Origin of the sequence: Salmonella sp. NW38 (assembly GCF_051807745.1) — a bacterium.
Classification (GTDB): domain Bacteria; phylum Pseudomonadota; class Gammaproteobacteria; order Enterobacterales; family Enterobacteriaceae; genus Salmonella; species Salmonella enterica.
In genome coordinates this window covers 89,726-102,727 of record NZ_JAMMTO010000006.1, presented here as the reverse complement: position 1 = coordinate 102,727, position 13,002 = coordinate 89,726, and the positions used below count along the sequence as shown (strand labels likewise).

The following is a 13,002-nucleotide window of genomic DNA, read 5'->3' as shown; positions in this document are numbered from 1 at the left end:
GACGACTTCCCCATCCTGACTATTCGGTATCAGAAAGCCTAAAGCTTGCCATTGTGGGAAGGTCAAGCGTATTCAGGCTGCACGGTTCGGCGAGAATGTGAGATGGCTCATAAAAGAGGATGATGCGAGACATTTACGCCACGATGCCGCCCCACGCCCCGTAAAAACCCGTCAGGAACGCTTGACCTTTCCTTCGTTGTAACGCCTAGCCTTTGCCAAAAATTCTGCGGCAGCGTTGCGGAATGGCCGACACGCTGCGGTAAAGAGGGAAACGACATGCGTAGAACATTCAAAATTATGTTGATAGCCGGCGTCATCGCCGCCATCGGGGGCGTGATTTACATGGCCGGCGAAGCACTATGGGATAAAGGCAACGCCGTCGGCCCACCGGCCAGCGCGCCGCCTCCACCGTCGGTACCGGTTGCTAAAGCCCTTAGCCGCACACTCGCGCCTACGGCGGAATTCACCGGTTTTCTGGCCGCGCCGGAGACCGTGGAGCTGCGTTCGCGCGTGGGAGGAACCCTTGACGCCGTCAGCGTTCCGGAAGGACGTCTGGTAAGCCGCGGACAACTGCTGTTCCAGATCGATCCGCGCCCGTTCGAGGTCGCCCTCGACACCGCCGTCGCGCAATTACGTCAGGCTGAAGTACTGGCCCGCCAGGCGCAGGCGGATTTCGATCGCATTCAACGACTGGTCGCCAGCGGCGCCGTATCACGTAAAAACGCTGACGATGTCACCGCCACGCGTAATGCGCGACAGGCGCAGATGCAATCGGCCAAAGCCGCCGTCGCCGCAGCGCGCCTTGAACTCTCCTGGACCCGTATTACCGCGCCCATTGCCGGACGCGTTGACCGCATACTGGTGACCCGGGGCAATCTGGTCAGCGGCGGCGTAGCGGGTAACGCCACGCTTCTGACGACTATCGTGTCTCACAATCCCATGTATGTGTATTTCGATATTGACGAAGCCACCTGGCTGAAGGCGTTACGGCATACCCGCTCCGACAAAAATCCACCGGTAGTCAACATGGGGTTAACCACCGATAACGGGCTGCCTTATCAGGGCGTACTCGACTTTATGGGCAATCAGATGAACCGCAGCACCGGCACTATCCGGGCGCGCGCCGTGATTCCTGACCCCGACGGAATGCTTTCTCCCGGCCTGTTTGCCCGAATCAGTTTGCCCATCGGCGAGCCGCGGGAAACCGTGCTAATTGACGATCTGGCGGTGAGCGCCGATCAGGGCAAAAACTATGTGCTGATCGTCGGCAAGGAGAATCAGGTGGAGTATCGTCCGGTTGAGTTGGGACAAATGGTCGATGGACTCCGCGTCGTTACACAGGGAGTACAGCCGGGAGAAAAAATCATCCTCAAGGGGCTGGTGCGTCCTGGCATGACCGTTGCGCCGCGTCTGGTGCCGATGCGGCAGAATGTGACCGATAAACAGACCGCGACATTGACTAAAGCGGACGGCGACAGCGCGTCGAAGGCGGTGCGCCAATGAAATTCACCCACTTTTTCATTGCACGCCCCATCTTCGCCATCGTCCTGTCGCTGTTAATGCTGCTGGCTGGCGCTATCGCCTTTTTAAAACTGCCGCTGAGTGAATATCCGGCCGTTACGCCGCCCACGGTACAGGTTAGCGCCAGCTACCCCGGCGCTAACCCGCAAGTGATTGCCGATACGGTAGCCGCGCCGCTGGAACAGGTGATCAACGGCGTTGACGGCATGTTGTATATGAATACCCAGATGGCCATTGATGGTCGCATGGTTATCTCTATCGCCTTCGAACAGGGAACCGATCCTGATATGGCGCAAATTCAGGTGCAAAACCGGGTATCCCGCGCGCTGCCTCGCCTGCCCGAAGAAGTCCAGCGAATTGGCGTTGTAACGGAGAAAACGTCCCCCGATATGTTGATGGTGGTCCATCTTGTCTCGCCGCAAAAACGCTATGACTCGCTTTACCTGTCTAACTTCGCCATCCGGCAGGTTCGCGACGAGCTGGCCCGTTTACCCGGCGTCGGCGATGTTCTCGTCTGGGGCGCGGGCGAGTACGCCATGCGCGTCTGGCTGGACCCGGCGAAAATCGCCAACCGCGGTCTTACCGCCAGTGATATCGTTACGGCGTTGCGGGAACAAAACGTACAGGTCGCCGCCGGTTCCGTCGGGCAACAGCCGGAGGCCTCCGCCGCTTTTCAGATGACAGTAAACACGCTGGGCCGCCTGACCAGCGAAGAACAGTTCGGCGAGATTGTGGTAAAAATCGGCGCTGACGGCGAGGTGACGCGACTGCGTGATGTCGCCCGCGTCACGCTGGGCGCAGATGCCTATACGCTGCGCAGTTTACTGAATGGCGAAGCGGCGCCAGCGTTACAGATTATTCAAAGTCCGGGCGCCAATGCGATTGACGTGTCTAACGCGATTCGCGGCAAAATGGATGAGTTGCAGCAAAACTTCCCGCAGGATATCGAATACCGGATTGCCTATGATCCTACGGTCTTCGTGCGCGCATCGCTACAATCGGTGGCGATTACGTTGCTGGAAGCCCTCGTGCTGGTCGTCCTTGTCGTGGTGCTGTTCCTGCAAACCTGGCGGGCGTCCATTATTCCTCTGGTGGCGGTTCCCGTTTCGCTGGTCGGCACCTTTGCCTTGATGCACCTGTTTGGCTTTTCGCTGAATACGCTTTCGCTGTTTGGTTTGGTCCTGTCGATAGGTATCGTTGTCGATGACGCCATCGTTGTGGTCGAAAACGTGGAACGGCATATCTCGCAGGGCAAAAGTCCCGGAGAGGCGGCAAAGAAGGCCATGGATGAAGTCACTGGTCCCATTCTTTCTATTACCTCGGTGCTAACGGCGGTCTTTATCCCTTCCGCATTCCTGGCGGGCCTGCAGGGTGAGTTTTATCGTCAGTTCGCGTTGACCATCGCTATTTCGACCATCCTTTCGGCCATTAACTCACTGACGCTCTCCCCTGCGCTGGCCGCCATTTTGTTAAGACCGCACCACGATACTGCGAAGGCTGACTGGCTAACGCGGTTGATGGGCACGGTCACTGGCGGTTTTTTCCATCGCTTTAACCGTTTCTTCGACAGCGCGTCGAACCGCTATGTTAGCGCCGTCCGTCGGGCCGTGCGCAGCAGCGTCATTGTGATTGTGCTCTATGCTGGCTTTGTGGGGCTGACCTGGCTTGGCTTCCATCAGGTGCCGAACGGGTTTGTGCCTGCGCAGGATAAATACTATCTCGTCGGCATCGCCCAGCTCCCAAGCGGCGCATCGTTGGATCGCACAGAGGCGGTCGTGAAACAGATGTCCGCTATCGCGCTGGCGGAACCCGGCGTTGAAAGCGTCGTCGTCTTCCCCGGCCTGTCGGTTAACGGCCCGGTAAATGTGCCAAATTCGGCGCTGATGTTCGCCATGCTGAAACCCTTTGACGAGCGTGAAGATCCTTCGCTTTCCGCTAACGCTATCGCCGGAAAGCTAATGCACAAATTTAGCCACATTCCCGACGGATTTATTGGCATCTTCCCGCCGCCGCCGGTTCCAGGGCTTGGCGCGACGGGCGGCTTTAAATTGCAGATTGAAGATCGTGCGGAACTGGGATTTGAAGCGATGACAAAGGTGCAAAGCGAGATTATGTCTAAGGCGATGCAGACGCCCGAACTGGCCAATATGCTGGCCAGTTTCCAGACGAACGCCCCGCAATTACAGGTGGATATCGACCGGGTGAAGGCGAAATCAATGGGGGTATCGCTCACCGACATCTTTGAAACGTTGCAAATTAACCTCGGATCGCTTTACGTCAACGATTTCAACCGATTTGGCCGCACCTGGCGGGTGATGGCGCAGGCCGATGCGCCATTCCGTATGCAACAAGAGGATATCGGCCTGCTTAAAGTCCGCAATGCGAAGGGCGAGATGATCCCGCTTAGCGCTTTCGTCACGATTATGCGCCAGTCGGGGCCGGACAGAATCATCCATTACAACGGCTTCCCCTCGGTAGATATTAGCGGTGGACCGGCTCCGGGCTTTTCCTCCGGACAGGCGACGGACGCGATTGAAAAGATCGTGCGTGAAACGTTGCCGGAAGGGATGGTCTTCGAATGGACCGATCTGGTTTATCAGGAAAAACAGGCCGGCAACTCCGCGCTTGCTATCTTTGCGCTGGCGGTGCTGTTGGCCTTCCTGATCCTGGCGGCGCAGTACAACAGTTGGTCGCTGCCCTTCGCCGTCCTGCTTATTGCGCCTATGTCATTACTCTCAGCCATTGTCGGCGTGTGGGTATCTGGCGGAGATAACAATATCTTTACGCAGATTGGTTTCGTGGTGCTGGTCGGCCTGGCGGCCAAGAACGCCATTTTGATTGTCGAGTTTGCCCGCGCCAAAGAACACGACGGCGCAGACCCGCTGACCGCCGTGCTGGAAGCGTCACGCCTGCGTCTGCGTCCTATCCTGATGACCTCATTCGCCTTTATCGCAGGCGTAGTACCGCTGGTACTCGCGACGGGTGCCGGCGCGGAAATGCGACATGCGATGGGCATCGCCGTGTTTGCCGGAATGTTGGGCGTCACGCTCTTCGGCCTGTTATTGACGCCTGTATTTTACGTGGTGGTTCGCAGGATGGCATTAAAGCGTGAGAACCGCGTTGATTCGCATGATCAGCAAGCATAATGATGGGAATGGCATAATGAAGATCACTTTTACAGGCTATCGGCAGACCGCCACGCTGGCGACGCTTGCTTTCGTCACCACGCTTGCTGGCTGTACGATGGCGCCGAAACACGAACGCCCCGCATCGCCGACTGCGATGGTCTATCCCTACGCAACGTCAACCGTTTCTGGCGCGCCGGATGCCGCTGACATTGGCTGGCGTGATTTCTTCCACGATCCGCTTCTACAGGAACTGATCGCGATCGCGTTACGCAATAATCGGGATTTACGCAAGGCAGGGCTCAATGTTGAAGCCGCCCGGGCGTTATACCGTATTCAGCGCGCGGAGATGCTGCCGACGCTCGGCATCGCCACCGCCATGGACGCCGGTCGCACTCCCGCCGATCTCAGCGTCACGGACGAGCCTGAGATTAACCGACGCTACGAGATGGCTGGGGCGACGACGGCCTGGGAACTGGATCTCTGGGGGCGAGTGCGAAGCCTTAGCGACCAGGCATTAGCCGCCTATATGGCGCTTGATGAGACGTACATTGCGGCGCGAATGAGCCTGGTTTCCGAAGTCGCCAGCGCCTGGCTGACGCTACGGGCTGACCGGGAGCTGCTGCGCTTAACCGAAGATACGCTGGCCGCGCAAAAAAGTTCATACACATTGACAACCCAGCTTGCCCGGACAGGCAACGCCACACAGCTCGATCTGCGTATGGCGGAGATCGCGCTGCGTTCTGCGGAAATCAATCGCGCGGCGTATACGCGACAGTTGGCGCGGGATCGTAACGCGCTGGAATTGCTGTTGGGCCAGCCGCTCACGCCTGAACTGTCGCGTCGACTAAACGAGGCGGTCACGCTTACGGAAGGCGCGATCCCGACCACTCTGCCAGGCGGATTACCGTCAGATCTGCTGGTACGCCGCCCGGATATTCGCGCCGCCGAGTACAGGCTGCGCGGCGCAAACGCCCGAATAGGCGCAGCGCGCGCCGCCTTCTTCCCGACAATCAGCCTGACAGGCACGGCGGGAACGGCCAGCGCGTCTCTTAGCGGGCTCTTTGAACCGGGATCGGGAAGCTGGCGTTTTCTACCGCAAATCACCTTGCCTCTCTTTCACGGCGGCGCATTACGCGCTGACCTGGACAGGGCGCATGTCCAAAAACAGATTGAAATCGCCAGGTATGAAAACGTTATTCAGCAAGCCTTTCGCGACGTGGCGGATGGTCTGGCGGGACAGCGTACGCTGAATGACCAGGTGCAATCAGAACAACGCGCGGTTGAAGCCAGTCAAATCGCCTATGAGCTGGCCGGACTCCGTTTTCAGGAAGGCGTCGATGACTACCTTACGCTGCTTGATACCCATCGTATGCTTTATGGCGCGCAACAGCGCCTGGTACGCACACGTCTCATGCAACAGTTAAATATCATTAACCTGTATAAAGCATTAGGCGGCGGTTGGCGGGAATATAGTGAGAAAAAGCAAGGTTAGCCCAAATAGCGCGCGTCGCCAGTGCGGCGCGCGCGCTAAACAGGCATATATTACCTGCAAAATAAGGTTAACGAGGGCAACGATAAACGTTCCCGCTTAACGTGACATTCGTTTGTTTGCTTGAGCCCGAACCGTGCCATGAACTTCCTGTCTGGCCTGCACGCTGGGTTAACAGGACTACCGTATTGCCGCCCATTTTATAAGCTTTGTTTTTCAGATCGTTACGGGCACCCGTTTCCAGGTTACTGTTGGAAGTCCAGCCACCGGTAAAGAAATTCCCCTGGCTGCCCGTGATATCTCCTAAGTAGCTGCATTCCTTACCTGGCTCGCTGGTCATCACCCGTACCTGTTCAGCGCCATAATTCAACGAATTAGCACTACATGCGGTTAAAGCCAAGCCGACGAAACATACTAAGATCTTTTTCATACTAATACCTGGTCTATTAATCATTAAATAATAACGCGTTCTTGCTTCTGAACGCCGTCAAGGAACTATATTTAAGATGTAACGAATGTCTTTCATTTGCTGAAGAAAAGTCTCTGTCATGATGCTATCATGTATGCTTGAGGCTATTTCTTGTTCAGTTTTTTCAATATGCTCTCTGAGCCTTATTTTTGTTTTTTCGTCAAGCGCCGAGATAAGTATCTTAATGGCAAGCAGCAAAGTAGGATTGATGCTTTCACACTCTCTCATCGTTAACTTTTTCATCTTGTTTGCTTCAAGCCTGATCGGCGTTTTTGTCTACACGGCAAATTTTAGATGCGAAGATATGGCGACTTCTTTGGTAAATAAATAGCAAATGGAAAAAGCGTTTGAAGCCATATTTACGACAGATACGCAATCTATGAATGTACAAAGTCTTACGACTCATGCCATAGCTACTGGCGATCTGACTCATCGACTTTTTATATAAAAAGTGCCATAACAACTCCTCCTCCTTTTTTGTCAACGGCGCAAGTTCACCGACCGCTACATCGTTTGCACAAGCGTATTTAATGAAATGCTCAATAAAAACAGGCTTTGCCAAATCGGGATCGATATCAGGATCTCTATCGCAGCCATGTGGATAAAGTTTTCCAATATCTCTGCGCGTGAGCCAGATTCGACGAGCATGTGGATAATGCTGCATGAGCGCCTTAAAACCTTTCCAGACCCCCTGAATCAAAACTCGTCCATCAATAATAATTATGATATCTTCGCTAGCTGATATCTGACACGAATTATATTCTCCATTGAGTGGGAACATAAAGCACTTCCCATCCTCAAAGAGTGAAGCGATGCCTAAATAAGTATAATAATCATCCGTTAAAACTATACCTATCGTTTTTAACGGAAGTTGTTCCGATAGTGAATTTATCATAATTTCATCAATAGAATAACGCTACGGTGAGTGTTTTATCTTCCTCTTAAGATTACCTGAGCGATCATAACCATCCCTATTCTGTAGCAGCGCCATATTATTTTTAATTCCTTGCCATAAACGTAACGCTTATACTTTTAATATCAGAAGCGATAACCTACGCTGACACCAAATGTATTGGTATCCACAGCGAAGAAACGACTGGCTTCCCATGATGCATCGATAGATATACTCTTAACTGGATTAAATATTACGCCAGCGCCGTAGGCAAAGGAGTCTTCTTTTGAGTGTTTATTAAATTTCATCGTCGCTATACCCGCATTGCCGTACAGGCTCACATAGTCATTAAAACGATATGTTGGTCCAAACATCAAAGAACCATAGTCCACAGAATCGGAACCATTTTTATGCAACTTCCCCTCTTTCCAGGTGTAGTTCTCCATTTCATTGCGCGTCGCGGTGAATGAGCCTAACATCCCCCAGGTCTCATTAAACTCGTAACGATATTTAAAATTAAAGCCTCGCAGATCTTTGCTATCGCTATTTTTCAATGAACTGAGATGAGTTTGTGCATAACCAAACGATACGGTGTGCTGATCGTTAGCCAAAGCTAAAGGTGACGCTAATAATAAACCTAAAAAAACAAGGAACGAAGACCGTCTTTTCATTAAAACCACTCCATTTTTGATATATAATTAAGGCGGTACCGGAACTTATGGCACACAAATAGCATTTAGATTAAGAGCACCTAATGCGCTTATTACCAGTCATGCCAACTGCGGAGGTAATATAACCTGATATATTCGATAATGGATATGAAATCAGTCTTACAGAGTTCTTACTTTTTTATTAATGGCGGATTCATAGTTGCTTCAGACCCGATCCTGGCATCACATCCGTCAGGCGGACTGCGAGAGGTTATCAGCGAGTATCAGTCACCTTCCCGAAGAGTCAAAAATTCATAACTAACTGTTTTATATACATTTTAATTAACATTCAAGTTAACCTTTACCCTTGCGGAGGGCAATTTCGCAACTCGCTTTCTGACGCATTCAGACAACATTCAGATCTACTGCGCGGTACAAACGTTATAAAGCTGCCGATTAAGAGAATAAAAAAAGGTTTTCTCACCCACTTTAGATATTCGAATCTCATTAGCCGCGTCCGGATGCAGAACCCGTAAATATGATAACAGATCGCCAGCCGTGTCCGTGGCAAAGACTTTTACCTGGGATACTTCGAACGTATAAACACCAGGCGCTGTTCGATGTAAATTTTTCATATACACGTCCCGGTATAATATTTTTATACCGTTATCTTTTGTTTTTATTTCATATTGAAGCGTAATTCTCTTCATCTTAAAATCAAGAACAAGACTGCCATCGGCATGGATATCTTTAGGCTGTATCGTCGTTACCGTTCTTGTCGTACATAAAAATTCATTAGTATTAATAGAACTATGGTTACTGTTTCGTACCCAAACTACCATCAGTACGACTGAAACAGCCAACATACCAAGCGTCGCCACGCTTAATAACGTTCTTTTATGGAAATGCATTTCGGCTCCGCTATATCAAGTTGGTTAAGACACTGGACAAAAATATTTGTATTAGGAACGCGAATGTAATAAATGATTTTGCCGTTTTGTTTATGTATTTCATTACTCATCTCAGAGTACGCTTCAACGATATCCGTCAGATGGGTTTTATCATGCCCGACACTATAAAAAGTGTATCCATCATACGAACCCTGGAGGGTAAAGTAATCAATATTTTCACCCTTAACTTTATACATCATAAAAAACATCAGAAGCGCGGCCAGGCAAAAGTAGAGCCAATCTTTTTTATTCACAGCGCCCGGTATTGGGGTAATAATAGTGTCATCGTGTCGCACTTCAACCGTCGATAATTCTGTTTCAGCAACAGCAGGCAACGGCGTATTTTGCGCCTCATCACTCAACGGTTCAATGGAAACTGAGAGTAAAACACCCACGCGGGGACGAGTCACAACAGACGCCCCCTTAAGACCAATTTTATCAAATGATCCTCGTAGCTGGTTAATCAGTTTGTAATAACTGGCATCAGAGACCACGACACCTTTGCGCCCCCAGACATAGTTAATTAAATCATCTTTTTTAAAAAGGCCTTCATGAAAAGCGATAAGCAAACTGCGTTCCGATTCAGATATCGTTATCGACTCTCCGGCGCAGGAAAGCGTCATTCGTTCACAATCAAGAATAACTCTTTTGTCAATCAGATAATTGTTCTGACTCATAAAAATATCCGCCCCAGTGCTATCACGTTTCTTCACGGCATAAACATATTACCAGGATATATCGCGCTATTGAATTTTTTTCCGTAGCGAGCTCCTGTATTATTCAGCCACCAGGCCGCTCGCGGATCCGTTTTCCCCCTTGAGTAAACCATTTTGCCTCTGGGCCGACTTGCCAAGCCAGCTCATAAAGTCATTAGCCCCCATCGGCCTGGCATAAAGAAATCCCTGAACGAATCCTACCCCGTGGCTTAAGATGTAACGCAATTGGTGCTGGGTACTGACCCCTTCGGCAACCACATTAAGCCCCAGTCGCTGACTCAGCGTAATGATAGTATCCAGGACAGGAACATCATCGCTGCTGGTATCAATGGTATCGATAAACGTTCTGTCTATTTTAAGAGAGTCTACAGGTAATTGCTGGAGATAGGAGAGTGAGCAATAGCCGGTCCCAAAATCATCAATCGCTATTAACACGCCTTTTTCACGGAGCGTTGAAAGTTTTTCTGCGACCTGTGAAGGTTCTACAATCAGGCTACGCTCGGTGAGCTCCAACATAAGCGTTATCGTTCCCAAACGAGTCCTGAGCGCCTCTATATCTTGTATAAAACCGTCATCCATAAGATGCGCAGGCGATATATTTACGCTGATATAGAAATCATCCGGTACAGTCCAGTTTATTACGTCATGAGCAATCAGTTCGAACAGATGACGAGAGAGTGGAATAATCATGCCTTCATTTTCTGCGGCGGTAATAAAAATATCCGGGGTTATAAAACGGCCATCCGGTTGCGGCCAGCGCATTAGCGCCTCCACGCCGCCGCAACTACCGTGTTTAACATTAAAAACAGGCTGATAATGTACCGTAAACTCATTGTGCGTTATTCCCCTGGCAATCTCCCGGGCCAGAGATAAACGTTTTAAATACCAGCGCCTGTAGAACAACATCATCCCTACAGAAAGACACAATGACAGCGGAACAAAAATAAAAAGGTTTTGTAACCAGTATGCCGATAACGTTGAGAAAGGGGTTCGCACCATCAGCTGGATAGTGTGATCGGTTGAGGTGAACCGCTGCGTTAAAAACGCCTTACCGCGCAACGTCGCAGCGCTGGTAATCGCCTCCCCTGCGCCGAATGTCAGGCTAAAGGCTGATGCTCTCTCTGCAGCCAATATCTCCATGAGCTCCTGGACATACTGCGAGTCCACAATGACGAAGGCCGCTTTATTCGCTGCTACTTTTTTCACATAAACCACAACAAGGCGATTGGGTCCTTCGGCCATACTACCGATAGATCGCAACCACCGTTTCGGATAAGAAGCAGGTAAAGAAAGCCCTGCCAGCCGGGAAAAATGATAGCGTTCGGTTCCTGTGACAAAGGAGCAAGTGATATCACCATTTTCCAGAAACCCAATGTCACGGACATAAGGAGTGAAGGCCCGCGTTCTGGACAGTTCTTTCAGCGTGTCAGTGCAGGAACTCTCAGCCAGTCTGGCGGCTTTTCCGGCGACTTGCCAGGAGGCGGCAGATATATCCGCGCTAAACCGCAGCAGCGTATTGGCGCTGACGGCGATATCTCGTTTTAGCTGGAAGATACCCGCGAGTAACCCCACCAATATCATTACGATCAGTGGAACGGCAATAAACAACATCAGAAATAGCTTTCTTACTTTCAAATCATTGCCCTCTTACCGGCCTTCCTTTTGCCACTGTACGCTTTTATAGGATAACTAAAGTAACATTAATATAGAAAAGCAATATTGAGAGATAGGTTATACGTTCTTAATGATAGCAAGATAGCACTCCCTGTGCCGAAAATAGACAAGAAAATATCAATACCCAACAGGTGCAGGATACTATCGTTAAAATAAGCGATAGCAGATATCTAAAATACAGACGCATTCAATATGTTAGCCTGATACCAGGTTCGCTGCCTGATGAGGCGTAACCATCATGGAACGAATTCCCATCAATACAGGGATTATTGGCTACAACTCAACGTTACTACTGGTGGTACACACATTATACAAATGCCGATTAAGCGAAAACATGTAGGTATTTTTCCCAATTTTTACCATCTTTAACTCATTAATCGTACCAGGCTGTAACAGTCTCAACCAGGAAAACAAATCGCCAGCAGTATCAGACTCAAAAGTCTTAACTGAATTAACTTTAAAAGTAAATGTTTTCATACCCGTTCTGCGCAGTTTGCTGATGCAGATGTCACGAAAAAAAAGCCGTTTTTCTTTCGTATCGGTAGTAACATCGTAGTGTAGGGTAATCCTGCCGGATTTAAGATCCAGCACAAGTCCACCATCCATGTACAATTTTCGTGGCGCAATATACGCTTCTGATTTTGTCGTGCATATAAGATTATTGGTTCTATAAGAGTCACGATTTACCCACTCAAGCGCTATTACCGATCCGATTGCGACAATGGCGATAAATATTACAAATATAATCAGTAACGTTCTTTTACTGTAATACATTTTGGCACCGCCATTTCAACAGGATTTAAACATTGCAGAAAAATATTCATGTTAGGCTCCCTGATATAATAAAGATGGCGTCCATTTTGCCGGTAAATTTTAATTTTTAGAGAGTTAAAAGCAAAAACTACTTCACTTAATGTGACCTTATCCTCTTTTGTTTTATAGATTGCATAATCGTTATATTCGCCAAGATATGTAAAAAAACTATCAGAGCTGTTACGAACAGGCGCTTTATATATAGTAAATACACCATAGAGCAATGCCAGAAGAATGGCTCCTGTTAATACCACAAATACGCTGTGACGTTTAATTTTGTAAAATATTTTCTCCCGAGTCGGGGTGCCCTTAACGTTTTCATCACTCACCTTTAGGGAGGTGATTTTTTTTATAGGTTCAATGGCAACAGACAGCGACACCCCCACCCGAGGGCGAGTTACGATATCAGATGGCTGTAGACCGATGCTACTAAAATCATTTCTCATTTGATTAATGAGTTTATAGTAACTTGATTCTGAGACGCAGCCTCCACGATTTTCCCAAACAAAATGAATAATATCTTCTTTTTTGTAAAGACCATGCCAAAAAGCAAGAAGCAAATGGGTCTCAGCTTCTGATATTCTGATTATCTCATTACCATGCGATAAGGTCATCTTCGTACTATCAAATACAACACGCTTATCAAGTAAAAATATGCTTTCATTCATGACAATCCTAAAGGTAACTGCATCCATCATTC

General features: G+C 49.5%; 11 protein-coding genes and 1 pseudogene. 3 read left to right on the top strand and 9 right to left on the bottom strand.

Annotated features, from left to right (window positions below; genetic code table 11):
* Window positions 1–276 precede the first annotated feature (276 nt).
* From mdsA to mdsC, 3 genes are read left to right on the top strand one after another with little or no spacing between them, the layout of a single operon-like run.
* A complete protein-coding gene (gene mdsA, locus NA624_RS12305) occupies window positions 277–1,503 on the top strand; it encodes a multidrug efflux RND transporter periplasmic adaptor subunit MdsA (protein ID WP_001254860.1) in 1,227 nt (408 codons plus the stop codon).
* Complete coding sequence (gene mdsB, locus NA624_RS12300) at window positions 1,500–4,667, top strand: multidrug efflux RND transporter permease subunit MdsB (protein WP_000673155.1); 3,168 nt, start codon at window positions 1,500–1,502, stop codon at window positions 4,665–4,667. Before mdsA ends, mdsB begins: the two co-directional genes overlap by 4 nt.
* Before the next feature lie 16 nt (window positions 4,668–4,683).
* Window positions 4,684–6,141, top strand: a complete 1,458-nt coding sequence (mdsC, locus tag NA624_RS12295) for a multidrug efflux transporter outer membrane subunit MdsC (RefSeq protein ID WP_001543180.1) — start codon at window positions 4,684–4,686, stop codon at window positions 6,139–6,141.
* A 67-nt stretch (window positions 6,142–6,208) separates the two neighbouring features.
* Here the strand turns inward: mdsC and NA624_RS12290 are convergent, their stop codons facing one another.
* The 9 genes and pseudogenes from NA624_RS12290 to NA624_RS12250 form a co-directional block, all read right to left on the bottom strand.
* On the bottom strand, window positions 6,209–6,568 hold the full coding sequence (locus NA624_RS12290; protein ID WP_000722978.1) for a DUF4156 domain-containing protein: 360 nt from the start codon (window positions 6,566–6,568) through the stop codon (window positions 6,209–6,211).
* Window positions 6,569–6,625: 57 nt separating this feature from the next.
* Window positions 6,626–6,850, bottom strand: a complete 225-nt coding sequence (locus NA624_RS12285; protein WP_000737124.1) for a membrane protein — start codon at window positions 6,848–6,850, stop codon at window positions 6,626–6,628.
* Window positions 6,851–6,860: 10 nt separating this feature from the next.
* Window positions 6,861–7,502 (bottom strand): helix-turn-helix transcriptional regulator, encoded by a 642-nt coding sequence (locus NA624_RS12280; RefSeq protein WP_000610824.1) that lies wholly within the window; start codon window positions 7,500–7,502, stop codon window positions 6,861–6,863.
* A gap of 143 nt (window positions 7,503–7,645) precedes the next feature.
* Window positions 7,646–8,170 carry an Ail/Lom family outer membrane beta-barrel protein gene (locus tag NA624_RS12275; protein ID WP_000830237.1) on the bottom strand — a complete coding sequence of 175 codons (525 nt, stop codon included), beginning with the start codon at window positions 8,168–8,170 and terminating at the stop codon, window positions 7,646–7,648.
* Window positions 8,171–8,571: 401 nt separating this feature from the next.
* Entirely contained in the window at window positions 8,572–9,060 is a 489-nt protein-coding gene (locus tag NA624_RS12270; protein WP_000545417.1) for a hypothetical protein, read from the bottom strand.
* Window positions 9,033–9,776, bottom strand: coding sequence for a transcriptional regulator (locus NA624_RS12265; RefSeq protein ID WP_000081363.1), 744 nt, complete (start codon window positions 9,774–9,776; stop codon window positions 9,033–9,035). Before NA624_RS12265 ends, NA624_RS12270 begins: the two co-directional genes overlap by 28 nt.
* 99 nt (window positions 9,777–9,875) lie before the next feature.
* Window positions 9,876–11,450, bottom strand: a complete 1,575-nt coding sequence (locus tag NA624_RS12260; RefSeq protein WP_000868296.1) for an EAL domain-containing protein — start codon at window positions 11,448–11,450, stop codon at window positions 9,876–9,878.
* Between the two features lie 512 nt (window positions 11,451–11,962).
* A pseudogene (locus NA624_RS12255) lies at window positions 11,963–12,263 on the bottom strand (hypothetical protein).
* A complete protein-coding gene (locus NA624_RS12250; protein WP_001005860.1) occupies window positions 12,236–12,970 on the bottom strand; it encodes a winged helix-turn-helix domain-containing protein in 735 nt (244 codons plus the stop codon). Before NA624_RS12250 ends, NA624_RS12255 begins: the two are co-directional and overlap by 28 nt.
* Window positions 12,971–13,002: the final 32 nt, after the last annotated feature.